The 19546-nt window shown below is 52.6% G+C and carries 15 protein-coding genes and 1 tRNA gene; 4 read left to right on the top strand and 12 right to left on the bottom strand.

The features are described 5' to 3' along the window. Window position 1 precedes the first annotated feature (1 nt). The 12 genes from NTX59_10515 to ileS form a co-directional block, all read right to left on the bottom strand. Window positions 2-1429 carry a mannose-1-phosphate guanylyltransferase/mannose-6-phosphate isomerase gene (locus tag NTX59_10515; GenBank protein MCX5786109.1) on the bottom strand — a complete coding sequence of 476 codons (1428 nt, stop codon included), beginning with the start codon at window positions 1427-1429 and terminating at the stop codon, window positions 2-4. 105 nt (window positions 1430-1534) lie between these two features. Continuing rightward, window positions 1535-2617, bottom strand: a complete 1083-nt coding sequence (gene rfbB / locus NTX59_10510) for a dTDP-glucose 4,6-dehydratase (protein MCX5786108.1) — start codon at window positions 2615-2617, stop codon at window positions 1535-1537. Window positions 2618-2759: 142 nt separating this feature from the next. Beyond that, a complete protein-coding gene (gene rfbC, locus NTX59_10505) occupies window positions 2760-3302 on the bottom strand; it encodes a dTDP-4-dehydrorhamnose 3,5-epimerase (GenBank protein ID MCX5786107.1) in 543 nt (180 codons plus the stop codon). Between the two features lie 101 nt (window positions 3303-3403). Continuing rightward, on the bottom strand, window positions 3404-5188 hold the full coding sequence (thrS, locus tag NTX59_10500) for a threonine--tRNA ligase (GenBank protein MCX5786106.1): 1785 nt from the start codon (window positions 5186-5188) through the stop codon (window positions 3404-3406). A 101-nt stretch (window positions 5189-5289) separates the two neighbouring features. Beyond that, window positions 5290-5364 (bottom strand) — tRNA-Val (locus tag NTX59_10495). 524 nt (window positions 5365-5888) lie between these two features. Next, a complete protein-coding gene (gene queF, locus NTX59_10490) occupies window positions 5889-6293 on the bottom strand; it encodes a preQ(1) synthase (GenBank protein ID MCX5786105.1) in 405 nt (134 codons plus the stop codon). A gap of 157 nt (window positions 6294-6450) precedes the next feature. Continuing rightward, window positions 6451-8661: a heavy metal translocating P-type ATPase gene (locus NTX59_10485; GenBank protein MCX5786104.1), complete on the bottom strand. Its 2211-nt coding sequence runs from the start codon at window positions 8659-8661 to the stop codon at window positions 6451-6453. 129 nt (window positions 8662-8790) lie between these two features. Next, complete coding sequence (locus tag NTX59_10480; GenBank protein MCX5786103.1) at window positions 8791-9627, bottom strand: hypothetical protein; 837 nt, start codon at window positions 9625-9627, stop codon at window positions 8791-8793. A gap of 74 nt (window positions 9628-9701) precedes the next feature. Continuing rightward, window positions 9702-12113 (bottom strand): hypothetical protein, encoded by a 2412-nt coding sequence (locus NTX59_10475; GenBank protein MCX5786102.1) that lies wholly within the window; start codon window positions 12111-12113, stop codon window positions 9702-9704. Between the two features lie 65 nt (window positions 12114-12178). Next, the gene (locus NTX59_10470) at window positions 12179-13150 is read right to left on the bottom strand and encodes a tetratricopeptide repeat protein (protein MCX5786101.1); all 972 of its coding nucleotides are present in this window, start codon (window positions 13148-13150) and stop codon (window positions 12179-12181) included. A gap of 96 nt (window positions 13151-13246) precedes the next feature. After that, entirely contained in the window at window positions 13247-13696 is a 450-nt protein-coding gene (gene lspA / locus NTX59_10465) for a signal peptidase II (protein MCX5786100.1), read from the bottom strand. Next, complete coding sequence (gene ileS / locus NTX59_10460; GenBank protein ID MCX5786099.1) at window positions 13693-16500, bottom strand: isoleucine--tRNA ligase; 2808 nt, start codon at window positions 16498-16500, stop codon at window positions 13693-13695. Before ileS ends, lspA begins: the two co-directional genes overlap by 4 nt. Window positions 16501-16649: 149 nt before the next feature. Between ileS and NTX59_10455 the strand changes: the two genes are divergently transcribed. From NTX59_10455 to NTX59_10440, 4 genes are all read left to right on the top strand, one after another. Continuing rightward, a complete protein-coding gene (locus NTX59_10455; protein ID MCX5786098.1) occupies window positions 16650-17621 on the top strand; it encodes an SUMF1/EgtB/PvdO family nonheme iron enzyme in 972 nt (323 codons plus the stop codon). 92 nt (window positions 17622-17713) lie between these two features. Next, window positions 17714-17965 (top strand): hypothetical protein, encoded by a 252-nt coding sequence (locus NTX59_10450; GenBank protein MCX5786097.1) that lies wholly within the window; start codon window positions 17714-17716, stop codon window positions 17963-17965. Next, window positions 17962-18453 carry a cyclic nucleotide-binding domain-containing protein gene (locus NTX59_10445; protein ID MCX5786096.1) on the top strand — a complete coding sequence of 164 codons (492 nt, stop codon included), beginning with the start codon at window positions 17962-17964 and terminating at the stop codon, window positions 18451-18453. Before NTX59_10450 ends, NTX59_10445 begins: the two co-directional genes overlap by 4 nt. Further along, window positions 18450-19529 carry an AI-2E family transporter gene (locus NTX59_10440; protein ID MCX5786095.1) on the top strand — a complete coding sequence of 360 codons (1080 nt, stop codon included), beginning with the start codon at window positions 18450-18452 and terminating at the stop codon, window positions 19527-19529. Before NTX59_10445 ends, NTX59_10440 begins: the two co-directional genes overlap by 4 nt. The last annotated feature ends 17 nt before the right edge of the window (window positions 19530-19546 follow it).

Here is a 19546-nt window from a genome sequence, read left to right as displayed (position 1 = left end):
CCTATCTTCTGCCATAACCATCATTTAAGCGGATGATATCGTCCTCGCCGAAATAAACGCCTGACTGTACCTCTATTATTTCAAGGTCCGCGCGGCCCGGATTAAAAAGCATGTGCCTGGCTTTAAGCGGTATATCCACATGACGGTTTTGCGGGACTTTTATTTTTTTCCCGTCCAGCGTAACCTCGGCCAGGCCCTTTACGACGAACCAATGCTCGGAGCGGCGCCTGTGGTACTGGTAACTTATCTTATGGCCCGGATAAATTTTAAGTTTTTTAACTTTGTAATTAGGCAGATCCTCAAGCACCGTGTAAGAACCCCAGGGGCGTTCCACGGTTACATGCTCGTCCAGTTCGCGGCGGTTTTTCTTTTTAAGCTCCGCGACGATTTTTTTAACTTCCCGCGAACTGTTTATTTCCGAAACCAGAATGGCGTCACGGGTTTCTATTACCGCCAGGTTTTTAACGCCTATGGCCGTTACGAGCCTGCTCCCTGAATAGAGCAGATTGTCCCGCGCGTCAAGGGCAAGCACGTCCCCGAATTTAACATTGCCGTCCCTGTCCTTGGGTAGCGCTTCATAGAAATAATGCCAGCTGCCCACATCGCTCCAGCCGAATTTTGCAGGGATCACGCAAACCCGGGCGGATTTCTCCATTACCGCGTAGTCTATGGAGATGGACGGCATTTTTGAGAACGGGGCTGAAAGTCCGCCGTAATTTATTTTTTCCCCGTTAAAAGCCTCTTTATCTATTTTTTTAAGCAGGTTGTAGGCCGCGGGCAGATATTTTTTAAATTCCTCCAGCATCACTGAAGCCTTGAAAACGAACATCCCCGCGTTCCAGTAATAGCCGCCGGTTTTCAGGTATTTCCGAGCCGTCTCGAGGTCCGGCTTTTCCACGAATTTTTCAGCTTTTAAACACTCCGTGCCTCCTATGGCATATGGCTTACGGCCTATGGCTTTTATATAGCCATAACCGGTTTCCGGAGAATCGGGAGTCACACCAAGCGTGACTATTTTGCCCTTTTGGGCTTCTTTGACCGCCGCGGACAAAACTTTGAGGAAAGCCCTCCGGTCGGTTATCATGTGGTCGGAGGGAAGCACCACGGCAATGGGATCGTTTTTACAGATTTTAAGCAGGTACAGGCAGGCGAGCCCTATGGCGGGGGCGGTGTTTCTGGCTTCCGGCTCGATCAGCAGCCGTAATTTTTTCAGCTGGTGGTAGCCGGAACCTAAGGCGTGCAGTTTGTTCGTTACCACCACCACATTGTTCCTGCCGGTTAAAGGGGTTATCCTTGACACCGTTTTTTCAAAAAGGGAATCTTCGTTTCCAAGGCGCAAAAACTGTTTAGGCAGAAGCTTGCGGCTGAGCGGCCAAAGGCGGGTTCCCGAGCCGCCGGCAAGTATCACGCCGAATACGTTCGTATTCATAAGATAGATTTTATCAAATTGCCGGGCGGAGAAAACGGTAGGGATAGGTCAAGGTTAAGTAAACACGACATTCTTGTCGCTGCCTCAACCCGCTGTTCCTGAACTTCAGCGCGAAGTGTAGTTTTTTTTCAGCCAGGCGCGGTATGACGCGGCCACGGTTTTTTTCAGCCGGGCGCCGTGCGCCAAGTACCAGGCGACGGTCGCTTCAAGACCTTCATTAAACCCGAAAAGGGGTTTCCAGCCCAGTTCTTTATTTATTTTTCCGGAGTCTATAGCGTAGCGGCGGTCGTGCCCGAGACGGTCTTTGACAAAAGTTATCAGCTCTTCGTAGCGGCGCCCTTTAAGCCGCGGGTTTTTAACGGAAGGCTTAAGTTTTTCAAGGGCGCAGAACAGCGCCTTCAGTGTTTCCAGATTTTTCTTTTCGCAGTTACCGCCCACATTATATGTTTCGCCGGGTTTGCCCCGTTTAAGAATAAGCCAGATAGCCCGGCAATGGTCCTCAACGAACAGCCAGTCGCGCGTGTTCCCCCCGTCGCCGTAAACCGGGATGGACTCGCCGTCAACGGCTTTCAGAAGCGCCAACGGGATGAGTTTTTCCGGATGCTGGTAAGGCCCGTAATTATTGGAGCAGTTGGAAATGGTAACCGGCAGGCCGTAAGTGTGGAAATAGGCCCTGGCAAGATGGTCGGAGGAGGCCTTTGCGGCAGAGTACGGGCTTCTGGGGTCGTAAGGCGTGGTTTCCGTGAAGCGGCCGGTTTTACCAAGCGAACCGAACACCTCGTCGGTGCTGATGTGATGGAACCGGACGTCCTTCCTGTTTTTCCAATGGACCCGGGCGCACTCAAGCAGATTAAAGGTGCCGTTGATATTGGTTTCTATAAACTCTTTAGGGCCGTGTATGGAACGGTCGACATGAGTTTCAGCCGCGAAATTAACGATCACTGAAACATCGTATTTTTTGATCACGGCGTCAACTTTTTTAAAATCGCAAATGTCGCCCTTTATAAAGATATAGCGCTTCGGGCCAAAACAGCGCTCGATATCGCTAAGATTCCCGCGAAGGCCGGCATAGGTAAGTTTATCTAAATTTATTATCCGCCCTTTAAACCCTGTTTTTTTAAAAATAAAACGGATAAAATTTGAGCCTATAAACCCCGCTCCGCCGGTAACAAGCATGGTTTTAGTCATTGGAAAATTCCATCACCAAGTCCGCCATACGCTATTAAGGAGTTTCTTGAAGAGCCTATGGCCTATGGCCTATGACCTATGACCTATGACCTATGGCTTACGGCAGCTCCCAGACTCTCTGACTCTAAGACAGCTTTTTCACTTACAGTTTTGCGCTTTTTAAAAACGGCAAATTTTTATCTTTTTCGGAAAGGCGCGGTTTTTTGAACGGCCATTTCACCCCTACCGCTGGATCATCCCATCTGATGCCGGCGTCATGCGCAGGGGCGTACTCTTTTGAGCATTTATAAGTAACCTCGGAGCCGTCCGCAAGCGCCAGGAAACCGTGGGCGAAACCCGCAGGTATAAAAAGCGACAGGCGGTTTTCGCCCGAAAGCTCAACGCCGAACCATTTTTTGAATGTCTTTGAATCCTTGCGCAGGTCCACGGCCACGTCAAAAACGCGGCCCCTGCCGCAACTAACCAGTTTTGCCTGTGAAAACAGCCGCCGCTGATAGTGCAGGCCGCGCAATACGCCTTTTTTTGAAACGGAACGGTTATCCTGCACAAAAGCGTCTTTTATACCGGCTTTCCTGAAAACGGAACTTTTATATATTTCCGAAAACGTACCCCGGTCATCGCTGCCGATTTCCGGTTTTATCAGGACAAGTCCCTGAATTTTAAGTTTTTGAAATTGGAAGAGCATACAATTATAAGACTGCCATAAGCTTTAGGCCATAAGCCGTACGCCCTACGGCTGTTCCAGCCGCGCCATATGGCTTATGGCTTTTGCAACGCACGGCCGGGCTAAACCCCTTCTGGAGGAGTATACACGCCGGTAAGCGCGCGGATGTCCCGTTCTTTTTTGAGGTTGACTATTACTTCGTCCGGCTTCAGGCCGTAAAGGTTTTTGCCGCCTTTAAGGCGAAGGGCGATGGTGCCTTCCGCCTTTTCTTTCTTGCCGACGATCAGCGTGTAGGCAGGTTTTTCAAGGGCCGCGGTGCGGACTTTAGAACCTATCGTATCGGCTCCAAGGTCAAGAGCGACTCTGAATCCCTCCGCTTTCAGCCTGGCTGAAAGCTCGCGGGCGTAATCCTCTTCGGCTGAGGTAATGGTCAAGATTTTCACCTGCACGGGGGAAAGCCACAATGGAAAATGGCCGGCAAAATGTTCTATAAGAAAGCCCACAAAGCGTTCATGCGTGCCCAGCGGGGCGCGGTGTATGCAAAGCGGAGTTTTTTCGGCTCCGTCCTTGTCTTTATACACCAGGCCGAAACGGCCAGGCACGGCGAAATCCACCTGGTTGGTGGCGAGCGAGAACTCTTTGCCTATGGCGCTCCAGATCTGAACATCTATCTTCGGGCCGTAGAAAGCGGCCTCGTTGACAATTTCTTTGAACGGCAGCCCGCCGTTGACCAATGCTTCACGGACCATCTTTTCCGTGGAGTACCACATCTCTTTATTATCGACATACTTCTTGCCCAGCCCTTCGTCCGAATGGGTGCTGAAGCGCATGACGTACTTTTCAATGCCGAAGATCTTGAAGTAGCCCAGGTACATGCGGCAGACCGCCAGGAACTCCTCCTGGAACTGCTCCGGCGTGCAGTAGATGTGAGCGTCGTTCATTTGCATCGAGCGCACGCGCATCAGGCCGAAAATCTCCCCGGACTGTTCATAGCGGTAGCAGGTGCCATACTCGGCCAGGCGCACAGGCAGGTCGCGGTAGCTGCGGGGCTTGGCGCCGAAGATCTTGTGGTGGTGCGGGCAGTTCATCGGCTTCAGATAATATTTCTGCCCGTCTATATCCATCGCGGGGAACATGCTCTCCGCGTAATACGGCAGGTGGCCGCTTTTCTTGTACAGGGTCTCTTTGCAGATATGCGGGGTTTTTACGCGTTGATAGCCGCCGGCGGCCTCGGTTTCCTTGGCCAGCCGCTCAAGTTCCTCTATTATCACGCCGCCGTTGGGCAGCCAAAGAGGAAGGCCCGGCCCGACATCATCGTCAAAAATAAAGATCTCCAGCTGTTTGCCAAGCTTGCGATGGTCGCGCTTTGCAGCCTCTTCCTGCATTTTAATATAGGCGTCAAGCTCCGCCGGAGTTTCAAAGGCCACGCCGTAAATGCGCTGAAGCATCGGGTTCTTTTCGCTGCCGCGCCAGTAAGCGCCCGCGATAGACATAAGCCTAAAAGCTTTGATCTTACCGGTATGCTCAACATGGGGTCCCTTGCACAGATCCGAAAAAGGGCCGTTCTTATAAATGCTTATGGTACCGTCGGTCAGATCGCTGACCAGTTCCACTTTGTATTTTTCCCCCCGGCCGTTAAAATACTTAAGCGCCTCTTCCTTCGGCATTTCGGAACGCTCAAATTTCTGCGCCTGGGCTATAATATGGCGCATTTTCTTCTCTATGGCGGGCAAATCCTCCGGGACAAAATGATGAGGGGTGTCAAAATCGTAATAAAAGCCGTTCTCTATGGCCGGCCCTATGCCCAGCTTCGTATCCGGGAAAAGCTCCACCACGGCCTCCGCCATCACATGCGACAGCGAATGGCGCATTTTTTCAACGTAATTTTCAGGTTTTTCTTCAGGCATAGTATAAAAACAGGGGCCAGGGGAGAGGAGCGAGGGTTTAGAGGGTAAGGAACTCCTTCCCTTAACCCCTGACCTCTAGCCGCTATCCCCTGCTGTTAAAGTGGTGCCCAGTACAGGGATCGAACCTGTGACCTTTCCCATGTCAAGGGAACGCGCTACCGCTGCGCCAACTGGGCTCTGGTCGCATCCCGCGCCGCACTGCACAGCGCGCGGGACGATTAACGCCGGCCTTTAATCGGTGACGGCCGGTGCTCCACAAGGGGAGCTAAGCTCCCCTTCGTCGCTCGCTTTCCGCCTCAGGCGGACGCTCGCTGAACCCCTTTTAAGGGGTATAACCGCGCTCACTACGAAGGTATTCGCGCGGCTTATCGCATCCCGCGCCGCACTGCACAGCGCGCGGGACGATTAACGCCGGCCTTTAATCGGTGACGGCCGGCGCTCCAAGAGGGGAACTAAGTTCCCCTTCGTCGCTCGCTATTCCGGCATTAAGCCGGAACCGCTCACTGAACCTCTCCTATAAGGAACCCGTGCTCACTAACGAAGGTAATCGCACGGGCCTATCGCGCCCCGCCCACATTGCGCGGGTAACGCTTAATTGATTTTATAATATATTTTTTATGACAGCAACCTGCTACAAATGGGAGGATGTTTTTTGAGTTTTCTGGAGACTCACCATATCGCTAAGCTTGCGTCGACCATCTTATTTTTTCTTATATTGCGCTGTTATTACTGAGCGGAGGCCGCCTCTGGGAGTGAACTCTCCGGTTACTGTGCAGGTTTTGGGCTTTGCGGCGCGCACCACGTCGTCAAGGACGCGGTTCGCGATATTTTCCATGAAAATACCTATGTTGCGGTATTGAAGGAAATAATATTTCAGGGACTTAAGTTCCAGCACCAGCTTGCCCGGCACATACTCCACGGTAATCGTGCCGAAATCGGGCAGGCCGGTTTTTGGGCAGACGGAGGTAAACTCCGGGTGGACTATTTTTATGACGTAGTCCCGCTTGTACTGGTTTTCCCAGGCCTCTATAGGCGGCAACTTTATTTTACCTACGCTGCGAGCCTGGCCCGAAGTATAGCCGAATTTGGTGGATACATCTTTCATGATACAGCTCCTTGTAATTTTGGACTCAGGGTCGTAGAGTCTGAGAGTCGTAGCGTCTTAGGGTCTTAGAGTCTGGGAATCAGGATTTATAATTCTTTGACTTTCAGACTCTTAGACTCTTAGACGCTTAGACCCTCAGACGCTCAGACGCTCAGACTCATATCTTCATGCGCCGCAGGCGCAATGAATTCATAACCACTGAAACCGAACTTAAGGCCATCGCTCCGCCGGCGAAATAGGGCGGTATTGTAAGGCCCAAAGAAGGATAAAGCGCGCCGGCCGCAAGCGGAATGAGCAGGGTGTTGTACGCGAAGGCCCAGAAAAGATTCTGGTTGATCACTTTTTTAATGGCCCTTGAAAGTTTGACCGCGTCCACCAGGGAGGAAAGATCGCTTTTCATCAGAGTTATGTCGCTCGCCCGCACGGCGATATCGGCCCCCGACCGCATGGCCACTCCTATGTCCGCCTCAGAAAGGGCGGCGGCATCGTTAAACCCGTCGCCAACCATGGCCGTCTTCCTGCCAAGGGCCTTATAGCGCAGCACTATATGGCGTTTTTCCTCCGGGAATATTTCAGAGTACAAGGTGTTTATAGAAAGCTTTTGAGCTACAGCCGTCACCGCTTTTTTTCGGTCGCCGGAAACCAGCACCGGCTCGATCCCCATATCGCGCAGCGCCTGGAGCACGGCCGGAGCTTCGGGCCTTATGGTGTCCCCAAACTCGACATACCCCTTAAACTCCCCGTTTAACGCTAAAAACAGGGCGGACCCCTCCGTTCCTTCAAGTTCGGAATGCGCGGACTCAGGTATAGCCACGCCTTCCTGCGCGAGCCACTTGGAGGAACCCGCAAGCGCCAAACCCGCTGACAAACCAACTCTGACGCCTTTGCCGGGCAACGCCTCAAAGGATGCGGGGGTCTCCGGTTTTACGCCGCGCTCCGCGGCGAATTGCCGCGCGGCAAGCGCCAGCGGATGTTCCGATCTTTCTTCCGCCGCCGCCAGCAGTTCCAAAAAATATTTTTCAGAAAGGCCGCTTGGCCTTATATTTATCACCCGGAGCAGGCCCGAGGTCAAGGTGCCCGTCTTGTCGAACAGAACCGCGTCAAGTTTTGCCGCGCGCTCAAGCACATCAGGGTTCCTTATAAGAATGCCGGAAGCGGCCGCGCGCCCGAAACCGACGGCGACCGCCATGGGAACCGCAAGCCCCATGGCGCAGGGACAGGCCACCGCGAGCACCGCGGCAAAAACATTTACAGCCTGGGAGGCCTCCCCGTAACGCAGCCAGACAGCGGCGGAAAAAGCCGCTATAAAAAAAACAGCCGGTACGAACCAGGCCGAAATTTTATCCACCAGGCGCTGTATCGAGCTTTTGGCTGCCTGTGACTCAGCCACCGCCTTTATAATTTTTGCCAGCACCATGTCCTCTCCGACACCGGTGGCCTCAAATTCTAAGGCCCCATTTTTGTTTATGGTGCCGGCGTAAAGTTTTGAGCCTGACGCCTTATCTACCGGCAGGGCCTCTCCGGTGAGCAGGCTTTCATCAAGGGCCGAAGCGCCGCCCTTTACCACACCGTCCACCGGCACCTGCTCTCCGGGTCGCAGGCTGATGCGGTCACCGGGCACAATATCCGAAACGGGAACTGTTTCCCCAGTACCCGCCCGGAGGCGGCGGGCGAACTTGGGCACAATGGAAAAAAGGCGTGAAACAGCTTCCCCCGCCTGGTTCTTTGAGCGGGCTTCAAGCCAGCGGCCTAAATTGATGAAGGTTATAAGCAGGGCCACATCGTACCACTGGGCGTGATAAGGCGCCGCCACGGCTGACGGATAAAGAGTGACGAAAGCCCCGTAAAAAAAAGTGACGCTGGTGCTCATGGAAACCAGGGTGTTCATGTCGGCGGTTCTGGCCTTTAACGATTTAAGCAGGCCCTTGTGAAAATGCCAGCCGCCCCAAAGCCAGACAATAGCCGCCACCGGCATGCCGGTATAAGGAGAAAGCTCAAAAAAACCGCCTGAAAGTAAAAACAAGGTTCCGCCGGCGGCCAGCCAGAAACGGTTGCGAAACATGTTCTTTTCGCGCAGAAGGGACTCCACCGCCACGCTTTCCGCGTTCAGCGTTGACTCCGAAAACGCCAGGGCCCTGTAGCCGAGTTCCTCGATTTTCTTTTCTATTTGGAGAGGGGTGATCAAAGCCGGGTCATAAGACAGGAAAGCTGTTTTTGAAGGCAGGTGCACCGAAACGCTGCCGATGCCGCCGGTAGCGCCCAATCCGTTTTCAATGCGCGCCACGCAGGAGGCGCAATGCACCCCTTCAAGAGGAACTACCGCTTTTTTTATTTTTTTTTCATCGGAATGCATATGTTGTTGAGTCATGCGAATTTTATGCAAATTAACGGCTCATACGGCTGGAATGCGAATAAGACCATGCGGATGAATTTGAATTCTTATATGTTTTGCACATATTCGCATATCTTTTAATTCGCCGATCATTCGCATGTTTTTTCAACGCTTTACTTCCAACAGCCAGGTCCGTTCAACATCTTTCATGTCCTTCCACAGCACGCCGAAAGAGGCCGCCACGGCCTCATCCAGGCCGCGTCCGTCTTTCAGGCGGCCTATAAAAGAAGAAAAGCTGAGCGAACCGCCCTGCCTTACCATGAAAGACGCCACCGAGCCGGCCTGGGCGTACCAGCGCTCCACCGCAGCATCCTTCTCACCGCGCGGAACAAGGTTCATCATCTGTGAAAACGGGATAGGATTGATCGAAATATCATTTAATATTTTACTTTCGTAAAAAGTTTTGGACGGGTAATCGGCGCGCATCTGCTCATAAACGGCAAGGCCCTCATTAAGCCAACGCAGGCTCTCGGGGACTGAAAGTCCCATGAACTCGTTAAACACAAGGTGCGTCATTTCATGTGCCAGAATGCCGGGAGCGCCGTCGGATTCGTAAATAAGTATGGCATTGCCATAGGTTATCCCCCCCGACCAGTCCGGCTGCGAAGTTTTAAGGTGATATTCAGGCGCGTCCTTGTAGATAACGATGTTATAAGGCTTTGAAGGCACAAAGGAGTAAATACCCAGGTCGTTCATAATGCGCTGATAGTCTTCTTCGCACAAGGCGCCATAGCGCTGCGTTGTTTCGGAAGAATAGGCCTTAACTATAAAATGCAGGCTCTCATCGCTTTTATAGCCGGGGTCAAGCTCCTTATACGGCGCTTCCACAGCCCGCGAGGATCGGACTTTGGGCAGCGCGGCTTCGTCCAGCGGCACACAGCCGCCGAACATCAGGGCGCAGGCACACAAGAGAAGAACGTCGCGGTCAGGATATTTTTTCATAAAGAGAATATGCCGCAGATGGCAGAATGAGGCAAAGCGGCCGGGAATCCGTCATCAAAAGCGACAGATCTTACTTAATAAAAACGGCCGGTCAACGGCATCCTTATATTGCTTTTGGGCGAGCCGATTTCAAATATCTGCCCGTTTATTTTAAAAGCTTCAAAGCTCAGTACGTAAGGGCTTAGCGCGAAATCATAGTTGAAAATAAAATTGCGCACAAAAAATTCCGGGGCCTGATAGCCCTCGCAATCAAAGGAGTCGAGTTTCAGCTCAAAAAAAGAATTCCGCTTCACAGCCAGGGACAACTTCGCGTTAATCTCACGGGGGGTATCGGAATGCAGTGTTATAGTCCGCGAAAGCGCCACATTCGGATTACCCAGAAATTTCAACCGGCCCGCGAGAAAGCGCTCTACGGCTTTGGCGCTAATTTGAGCCGAAACCACTTTTACCGAACCGACTCCGGAAACGACAAGGTCTGAAATAAGGGGCCTCGCCCATCCCTTTTGGTTCAGGAAGCGCGGATTAAAACCGACACTGCTGTTTTCCCCGCCCGCAGACCGATTAAAATGGGCGGGGCCGGCCGCGACGATACGTAAATCCGTAAGCTCAAGAGCAAGGCCGTATATATCAATTCCTTCGTAGGAGGCGGAAGGCGCGAAAACCAGTGCATTCGAGTAAATGCCTTTTTGGGGATCAAAATTTTTGAGCGTCAGCTTCGCGTTTTCAAGGTTCAAGCCGCCGATTTCATATTTTTTAATGGTGTATTTACCGGCGGCAAAAGGTTCCTTCGTCTGCCGGCGTTTGGCGTAAAGCAGAACTTTTGAGGTGTCCTTAAGCTCGAATTCACGCGTCTCTTCAAAAAGCAGGTCAAACCACGATTCTGAAAAAACGGAAGAAAGATCGCTTTCCGCCAGCGGGCCCCGCTCTTTTGGTTCGGCAGGTTCGGTCTTTAATTTATGTCCAACTTCCGTGTTGTCCGTTTCGCGGCCAAAAGGCCGTCTGATGGCCATAGGCCCTTGATACGGCACCTGCGCAGGCATTGGGCGGGACGGGACCGCGCCGTAAGAAGGTGTTCTATACACAATATAATCGGCGAAAGCCGGAGCCAGGTCGGACCGGTTGTAAAAAACCATATTTTTAGCCACTCCGCGCTCGCCGGCGAGGAGGCTGAAACTGGCGGAGTTGAAACTGTTCCCGCCGCCCGCCACCAGAACGCGCGAAGGCCCGGGGCCCTGGGAGGTAAGGCTCTCAAGTATTTCCGCGCCGCGCTGTTCGTCTTGTTGCGGCGCCTCAAGTCCCGCTACAAAATAGCGGCCGAAACTGAAAGGGGCGACCAGTCCGCTTTGATTTAAAAAGGTAAGCCCAAGCGCCAGCCAAAAAAGATACTTCCTTATAAAATTGGGCGTCATCACGGCCGCTGCGATGGCTAAAGGAAAAAGAGCCGGATAAAATAATTTCGGGTCAGTGGTTCCTACAAGATAAGTCAGCGCCAGGTATGGCACCCAAAACCAGGCCGCCACTACTTTTTTATTGGCATACGGCATGAAAACCGAAAAATACATCCATAGCAGGGCCAGCCCGCCGATGATAAAAAAGGGCAGCGAGGCCGCCTGGACGGATAAACCGAAAGATGTCCAGAAACCGGCGCTTTGGCTTTCCGGCCTGTAAAACCCTAAAAAGCGGGAAACCAAAAATACGCTGTACCACTGTAAATTCAACGCCAAGCCTAAGAGCAGCCCCTTTAATATCTCATTCCTCGCCAGGTAGCCGGCCATAGCCGGCATAATAAAAGGCGCCAGCGGCAGGGCGTAAACCCAGAAATGACGGTGGGCAAAGAACCCGAGCGAAAAGAAAACGGAGGACCAGAAACTCCAGTTGGAGTGCTCAAAATCCTCTGAATTTATGTAACAGGAATAGGCGGCCGCGGCCATGGCCATAGCGGCAAGTTCCGGCTCCGGATGCCTTGCCACTTCAAGCGTAAACGGCATAGCCATGGTGAAAGCCGTTCCCAGCCAGCCTGAAAAATTGTTCCGGCTTTTTTTAACGGCTAAAAAGATAGACAGCGCTATCACCAAAAGATAGAAAGAGTTTACGGCCAGCATTGCCGACGTCAGGTCGGACGTGAGGAATTTAAATACCGGGAAATAGCTGAGGTAATAAAGCGGAGGATTGGGGTCCAGTTCAAAACCCGATATCATCGGTTTGAACAGGCTCCAGAAACCGCCGGAGGACAGGTGCGCGGCATAAGCGTTGATGCGCTCAAAACCTGACGCATCCGCGGCCGAAAAGAAACAGCCCTGCCTGAACGCCCACTGGGCAAGCAAAAGGACCCCTAAAAGCCAGATACCCGCCGCCCCTAACAGGCCGACGCTCAGCTTTTCCCTTGCGGGCATTACCAGTTCTTTCTCGAACAGGACGCTTTCAAAAGTCGCCCTGTTCGCGAGAAACTTCTCCTTCCAGGAAAGCTGTTTTTTTTCCTCAGGCATTAATTTATCTTTTAGGACAACGGTATTCGGTAACCAGTAATCAGTGACCGGTTACCGGACACTGATTACCGGCTACGGCTGTTTCTTCCGCCCTTGTGTTTTTTGGGTGCGGGCTGCGGACGCTTTTGTTCAAGAGAGGCTGCCAGGGCGCGGTAAAAGGAGGCGTTTTCAGGCGCCAGTTCCGCCGCTTTCAGGTATTGCTCCACAGCGCCGGCCTTATTCTTCATACGGGCGAAAATATCCCCTTTCAGGGCGTAAGCCGGCGCGTAATCATTTTTCAATTCCAACGTTTTATCAGCGGTAGCCAGCGCGCCATTATAGTTGCCAAGCTTTGCAAGAGCCCGCGCCAAAGCGTAGTGATAACCGTAAACACCCGCTTTAAGCTGAACCGCTTTTTGCAGATCTTCCGCCGCGCCCGCGTAATCCCCGAACGATAATTTGCTCCTGCCGGTTTCAAACCAGGCTGTGGCCGATTTTTTATCCAGAGCCAGCAGAGCGCTGAAATCGCCAAGCTCTCCGGTGAGATTGCGCATCTTCCTGTAACAAAGGCCCCTGTAATAGAGCGCCAGACCCATGGAAGCGTCTTTCGCGATGACTCTTGAGAGGTCGGGCACAGCGGCGGCACAGTCGCCCTTGTGGTAAAAAAGTATGCCGCGGTTCAGGCGCGCGTAAATATATTCGGGGTCCAACTGAATGGCGCTTGTCAGATATTTGTACGCCTCCTGGTAAGTACCCTCCTCAAGGTAGATGGCGGCAAGGTTGTTGTAGGCCGGCATGTAAGAAGGGGCCGCGTCAATGGCTTTTTTATAGTCAAGCACGGCTTTTTGGCGGTCGCCCATTTTTTCGTAAACAAGCCCGCGCGAGGTCAACACCTCCGGAAATCCCCTTTTCAGAATGACCGCCTGGTTGTAATTTGCAATAGCTTCTTCAAACCTGCCCGCGGATGCCTGCCTGTTACCCTCTTCAAAATAATATTGCGGATCCCGGTTGCACCCGGCAAGAGCGGTTAAAACCGCAAAACAAAAAAACTTTATCATAAGTTTCCCCTGTCGTCAGTTTAAAGAGTAGAGGGGTCAGGGGATAGGGGTTTAGGGAAGGAATTTCTTATTTCCGCAAACTCTATCCGCTAACCACTAACCTCTATCCCCCGCCTTATCCCTCATTCCCCAGGCCAGCAGCGCGGCGCCCACGGTAATAGCGCTGTCGCCCACATTAAATACCGCCGGAAAAAAAGAAAGGTCAAAGAAGTCCACCACAAAACCGTAGGCTATGCGATCGTAAATATTACCCAAAGCCCCGCCAAGGACAATGGCAAGGCCCAACTCGGCCACGGGGCCGTGCGCGGTCAGTTTTTTTCTTGCAAGCAGCAGGCCCGCCACCAGCGCGGCCGAGAGCGCGAGGAAAACCGCGTTGCGCTCCTGGAACATGCCGAAAGCAACGCCGGTATTTTCCACATAAGTAAGTTTAAAAAAAGGCGCTAACTTAAGCGGCCTCAGCTGCAGGTAGTTAAGGGCCAGATATTTGGCCGCCCTGTCCAGAAAAAAAACGACCACGATCACGGCCGGAGTTAAAGGGTTTTTCATTTTTCTTCCAGCGCGGCGGCGCAGCGCGCGCAAACCCCGGGATGCGCCGCGTTCAGGCCTATGTCTTTTCTGCGCTGCCAGCAACGGGGGCACTTTTCCCCTTCCGCCTGCAAAACCTTTATTTCAAGCTCTCCGGCGGAGGGATCCTTTTCCAAAGCGCACTCTGAAACTATAAGCGCCTGCGGCCACAAGGCCTCATTTTCGCGTATAAAAGCGGCTGTTTCCTCTTTTGAAGTTCTGAAAATGACTTTCGCCTCAAGCGAAGAGCCCACCGTGCCGTTTTTGCGCAATTCTTCTATGGCCTTGGTGGCCTGTTCGCGCACACGCATTATCCGTTCCCATTTTTCAAGCAGGGACCTGTCCAGCCAGGCAGCCGGGAAGCGGGGATAGTCGCTTAAAAAAACGCTTTCTTCAAGACCCGGGGCGATTTCCTTTCTCGCCGTCTGCCAGGCTTCTTCAGCGGTAAAAGACAGCACGGGGCTTATCATTTTCAGCACGGCCATAAGCGTATCGTAAAGCACGGTCTGGCCGGAACGCCGCGCGGGGTTATCGGCGGACAGGGTATAAAGCCGGTCTTTGAGCGAATCGAGATAGAAAGCCGACAGGTCAAGTATGCAGAAATCCGCAACCGCTCTTATGGCGGAGCGGTACTGGAAATTATTGTAATGCTCCTCCACGTTCGCGGACAGTTCAGCTAGCCGAGCGCGCATGTAGCGGTCGGTTTCAAGCAGGAACTCATGCGCCACAGAGTGCCGCTCCGGATTAAAGTCGCTCAGGTTCCCAAGGATATAGCGCACGGTATTGCGGAGTTTGCGGTAAGTGTCTATCGGACCGGCGAGGAGCTTTTCCGAAATGCTCACATCTTCGGAATAATCGGCGAGCGCCACCCAAATCCGCAAAACCTCGGCGCCATATTTGCTTATAACTTCCTGCGGCTCCACCGCGTTGCCCATGGACTTGTGCATGGCGCGGCCTTTATCGTCCAGCAAAAAGCCGTGGGTAAGCACAGTTTTATAGGGCGCATGCCCGTGCAGCGCCACGGAAGGGATAAGCGAGGTCTGGAACCAGCCGCGGTGCTGGTCCGAGCCTTCCAGGTACAGATCGCAGGGATAAAAATCTTTTCCCAGTTTTCCGTTTTTGAGCACCGCGTACCAGGAAACCCCGGAATCAAGCCACACGTCCAGAATATCTTTCTCTTTGCGGAATTCCCCGCCGCCGCACCCGCATTTATAATCCGCCGGCAAAAGTTTTTCCGGCGCTTCGGAAAACCAGAAATCGCTGCCTTCGGCAAATACCCGGTCCTCGATTTTTTTAAGCACAGCGCTGTCGGTCTGGGGCTTGCCGCAGGCCGTGCAGTAAAAAGCCACTATAGGCGTGCCCCAGAAGCGCTGCCTTGACAAGCACCAGTCCGGACGCATTTTCAGCATGGAGACCATACGCTCGTGGCCGGAGGCCGGCAGCCATTGGACATTCTCGGCCTCTTTTATCAGGCGTTCCCGCAAGCCCTGCATATCGACCTTAAGGAACCACTGCTCCGTGGCCCTGAAAATAATCGGCTGCTTACAGCGCCAGCAATGAGGGTAACTATGGTCAATGGTTTTCAAGGAGATAAGCAAACCGTCGGCTTTAAGGGTTTCGGCCACCTTTTCATTAGATTCGAATACTTTAAGCCCCTCAAAAATTCCGGCGTCTTTGTCAAAGCGGCCGTCGGCTTTAACCGGGCAGAAGATCTCAAGGCCCCACTTTTTTCCGGCGTGGAAGTCTTCCTCTCCGTGGCCGGGAGCTATATGCACGATGCCGGTGCCGGTGGACATGTCGACGAAATCAGCGGCGATCACCGGCCGCTCAAAGCGCCTGTTTTCAGGCAAATGCGGCTCAAGGCAATGGGCATATTTCAGGCTCACCAGTTTTTCGCCGGACACGCACGCGCCTTTTACAGCCGCAAGCCCGGTTTCAGCGAGAAACGCGTCGGCCAGTTTATCGGCCACAAAAAGAGTTTCGCCAGCGGACTCAAGCGCGCGGTAATTTTCATCCTTCGAAACAGCGGCAGCCATGTTGGCTGGAAGCGTCCATGGGGTGGTGGTCCAAATAACGATATAGCCGCCGCGCGCGCCGGAAACAATACCTACCGGCATATTTTTCAGCCGGAACTTTACATAAACAGAGGGGGATTTATGGTCGTGATATTCCACCTCCGCGTCGGCAAGGGCGGTCTCGCAGGAAACACACCAGAAAATGGTTTTTTTATCGCGGTGGATATAGCCTTTTTCAAGCAGCTCCCTGAAAGCCCGTATTACCGTGCCCTCATAGTCTTTGGACATGGTGACATAAGGGTTATCCCAGTCCCCAAAAACACCCAGGCGCTTAAATTCTTCGCGCTGTATGTCAATAAATCTGCCGGCGAATTCTCTGGCCTTTTGCCGGAAAGCCGGCACATCGTCTATGTGCCTTTTCCCGATTTTAAGCTCCTTTAAAAGCTGCTGTTCTATCGGCAGTCCATGACAGTCCCAGCCGGGAACATAAGGCGTATAATGGCCTGTGAGACAGCGGGACTTTATCAGAATATCTTTCAGGATCTTGTTGAGGGCGTGGCCCATGTGGAGATGGCCGTTGGCGTAGGGCGGTCCGTCGTGGAGGATATAGGGTTTTGAATTTTTGCGCAGTTCCAGCATTTTCCCGTAAAGGCCGCTGGATTTCCAGAATTCAAGTATGCCGGGCTCTTTTTTGGGCAAGTCCCCCCTCATGGAAAAAGAGGTGTTAGGCAGGAAAACGGTCTTTGAATAATCAACATTTTCGATGGTCATTGCCTAGATTATACAAAAAAGGGAACCGACGCGGTCTATTCCGGACTGACATTTTTTATGGTTTCGCAACGGCCTTATAAAAATATTATAATAGCTAATTAGCGTCACTATATATAAGGTCAAGGTACTGTCCTTTCCGTAATTTACGCATGAAAAAACAAAATATCCTCCCGATGCGCATATTTTTCTTTTTTTCCGCGCTGCTCCCGGTCTGCGCGGTTCCGCTTCGCGCGCTGTCTTCCGGAGGCGATGCCGCAAAGTCTGAACTGCTGGAATATATTCAGAGCGAAAGCGCAGACCCGGCCTGCGGCGTATGCCTTAACTCCGCGCGCCATTATCTTGCGAACATCATGCAGGAAAAACTGCTTAAAAAGGCTGCCGGCATGGCGCCCATGCCTGGGGGCAAGTACCGCCGCGGCTCACCGGAAGGCCTGGGTGACCCTGACGAAAAGCCCGTCGCGGACGTAATGCTTGACCCGTTCTATATTGACAAGACAGAAGTCACCATAGACGATTACACGCAGTTCACTCGCGCTATGCGCGGCAATTACCCGGAATGGGTGAAGCCCGGAGGCAAGTTCAACATCTCCACCGGTTCCGACAAGTATTACCGGCACTTGGCGGACATCATCAAGCACTGCCACAATTGCCCCATGTTCGGCGTCACATGGGATGACGCTGCCGCCTACTGCCGCTGGAAGAAGAAGCGCCTTCCCACCGAGGCGGAATGGGAGGCCGCAGCCCGCGCCGGTTCGAATGAGGCCTACTCATTCGGCGACTCCCCATACTCGGCGGAGGGATTTGCCTGGCTGGAAACCAATTCCGGGGAAGTGCCTCATCCCGTGGGAACCAGGAAGCCTAACAATTACGGCCTGAGCGACATGAACGGCAATGTATGGGAGTGGGTATCCGACTTCTACGATAAGAATTATTACGCCCTGCGCTTCGTCACAAACCCCCAGGGCCCGAAAACAGGACGCGAACACGTCATAAGGGGCGGCTCCTGGGCTTCCGACGCAAACTCGGCGCGGTCCGGCAACAGGGCCAGCACGCGCCAGCCTAACGACGACATAGGCTTCCGCTGCGCCGTTTCCGAGAAAGAACTTTCAAGGGAACCCTGACCGCGCCCGCCCTTATAAAAAGTGTTCCGCCCCCTGATTTATTTTATATACTTTGAATAATGGAACCAAATCTGCTTTTTGGGAGCGTACACATGTCGATCACTTTGGTTATTTGCGCCGTTACAGTCACTGTCATGTTCGTGGCGCTGGCCGTGCAGGCTATACTTACACTCGCGCAGGTAAGGAACACCGCCAGGGCCGTGGAATACCTGGCCTTGAACGCCGACAGCAAACTGACCGCGCTTGACCCTATTGTCAACGCCGTAAAAACAGTTTCAAGCGGCGTTGCTTCGGGCTGGTTCAGGATAGCTCAGGCGGTTTACGGGCTATTCACAAAAAAATGAAAATATTCAACTTTTTCAACAAGCTTTACGACGAAGATGTCCTCTCAAAACTGGTCTTCTTAAAGCGCATACGTCTTTTTGAAGGCATAAACAAGCGCAGTCTGATACATGTGCTTGAAAATCTGCAGGAGCGGACTTACCTTAAGGGAGAGATCATATTCACGCAGGGCGATATAGGCCGCGCGCTGTTCATAGTTTTTTCCGGAAAGATCGCCCTGTCACGCCTGGACCCGGTAACACAAAAAAACGAGCTGATAGCGGAGGTGCAGCCCGGGGAATTTTTCGGCGAGATGGCGCTTTTGGAGGAAATGCCCCGCACCGCAACCGCCTGCGCCCTTGAGGAAACCAGGGTGTTTATGCTGTTTAAGATAAAACTGGAGTCGCTGTTTTTTGCCAGGCCGAAAATAGGCGTGGTTATAGCTTCACAGTTGGCAAAGATACTGTCCGCCAGGCTCCGGACCTATATAGACAGGCCGCCCGCCCGATGACAAGCGAAACGACAACACAGAAAAAAAGCTATTCGGAATACCTGCTGCCGATATTTTTGGTGCTGGCCGGATTAGCTTTGATCGTGCTGGCCAGGGGCGCGGTATTTCCGTTTATTTTAAGCGCCGCCCTCGCCTATATATTAAGCCCAGTGATAAAATATTTCGAAGTGCGCGGCATCAAACGGAGTTACGCCGTGATCGGGCTATACCTTACGGCGGGAACCGCCATCTTTGTCATCATTTACCTCCTCTTCCATTTCCTTTCATTTGAAATTGAAACCTTGCAGCAGTCGTGGCCGCTTTACGCGGAGCGCATACAAAAATTCATGGTTAATTTCAACGCCACGCTTATAAATAAATACCCTTTCGCGGCCTCGCTGAAGCTGGACGAGAAACTTATGCATTACATGGAGGCGGTACCGCCTTTTCTGATCGGCCTTTTACCCGCGCTGACGCTTTTATTTGTGGTCCCCTTTATCACTTTCTTCATACTTCTGGGCGGCGCAGGGCTTATAGATTACCTGCTTGACCATATTCCCGCACAGCACGCGGAACTGGTGCTGCATATCGCTTCAAGAATTGACGCCTCGCTCGGCAATTACCTTCGGGGAATACTGACTGAGGCGTTTATTATTTTCCTGATCGCGTTCGCCGGTCTTATGATGCTGGGTCTTAATTACTCGGCTTTTATCGCCATCCTTATCGGGATTTCAAGCCTGGTGCCTTACCTGGGAGCGATAGTGGGCGCCGTGGTTTCGTCCGTTGTGGCGTATTTCCAATTCGGGACTTTTATCCCGATAATAAAAATCCTTATTTTTTTCGCGGGCCTGCGCTTTACCGACGACTGGGTGCTTCAACCCTATATCATGAAAAAAGCGGTAAAGCTGAACCCCGCGGTGATACTTTTCGCCCTGCTCGCCGGCGGGGAATTGGGCGGTTTATGGGGACTTGTTTTTTCCATACCCGTGACCTGCGTCATAAAAGAAATAGTGCAGATAGCCGTGGAACTTCAGGAAACCGAATTCCGCTGGAAACCGAAGCCGGAACCCACGCGGATAAGCATACCGTATACGTGACAACGCCATAAGCCGTA

The organism is Elusimicrobiota bacterium, from assembly GCA_026388155.1.
Classification (GTDB): Bacteria; Elusimicrobiota; Elusimicrobia; order Elusimicrobiales; family UBA9959; genus UBA9634.
The sequence above is the reverse complement of the archived record's forward strand: the minus strand, read 5'-3'. Positions and strand labels throughout refer to the sequence as shown.

Bases quoted from the DNA above. Each gene is read 5' to 3' on its own strand.
- NTX59_10515 (MCX5786109.1), bottom strand. From the start codon at position 1,429: ATGAATACGAACGTATTCGGCGTGATACTTGCCGGCGGCTCGGGAACC.
- rfbB (MCX5786108.1), bottom strand. From the start codon at position 2,617: ATGACTAAAACCATGCTTGTTACCGGCGGAGCGGGGTTTATAGGCTCA.
- rfbC (MCX5786107.1), bottom strand. From the start codon at position 3,302: ATGCTCTTCCAATTTCAAAAACTTAAAATTCAGGGACTTGTCCTGATA.
- thrS (MCX5786106.1), bottom strand. From the start codon at position 5,188: ATGCCTGAAGAAAAACCTGAAAATTACGTTGAAAAAATGCGCCATTCG.
- queF (MCX5786105.1), bottom strand. From the start codon at position 6,293: ATGAAAGATGTATCCACCAAATTCGGCTATACTTCGGGCCAGGCTCGC.
- NTX59_10485 (MCX5786104.1), bottom strand. From the start codon at position 8,661: ATGACTCAACAACATATGCATTCCGATGAAAAAAAAATAAAAAAAGCG.
- NTX59_10480 (MCX5786103.1), bottom strand. From the start codon at position 9,627: ATGAAAAAATATCCTGACCGCGACGTTCTTCTCTTGTGTGCCTGCGCC.
- NTX59_10475 (MCX5786102.1), bottom strand. From the start codon at position 12,113: ATGCCTGAGGAAAAAAAACAGCTTTCCTGGAAGGAGAAGTTTCTCGCG.
- NTX59_10470 (MCX5786101.1), bottom strand. From the start codon at position 13,150: ATGATAAAGTTTTTTTGTTTTGCGGTTTTAACCGCTCTTGCCGGGTGC.
- lspA (MCX5786100.1), bottom strand. From the start codon at position 13,696: ATGAAAAACCCTTTAACTCCGGCCGTGATCGTGGTCGTTTTTTTTCTG.
- ileS (MCX5786099.1), bottom strand. From the start codon at position 16,500: ATGACCATCGAAAATGTTGATTATTCAAAGACCGTTTTCCTGCCTAAC.
- NTX59_10455 (MCX5786098.1), top strand. From the start codon at position 16,650: ATGAAAAAACAAAATATCCTCCCGATGCGCATATTTTTCTTTTTTTCC.
- NTX59_10450 (MCX5786097.1), top strand. From the start codon at position 17,714: ATGTCGATCACTTTGGTTATTTGCGCCGTTACAGTCACTGTCATGTTC.
- NTX59_10445 (MCX5786096.1), top strand. From the start codon at position 17,962: ATGAAAATATTCAACTTTTTCAACAAGCTTTACGACGAAGATGTCCTC.
- NTX59_10440 (MCX5786095.1), top strand. From the start codon at position 18,450: ATGACAAGCGAAACGACAACACAGAAAAAAAGCTATTCGGAATACCTG.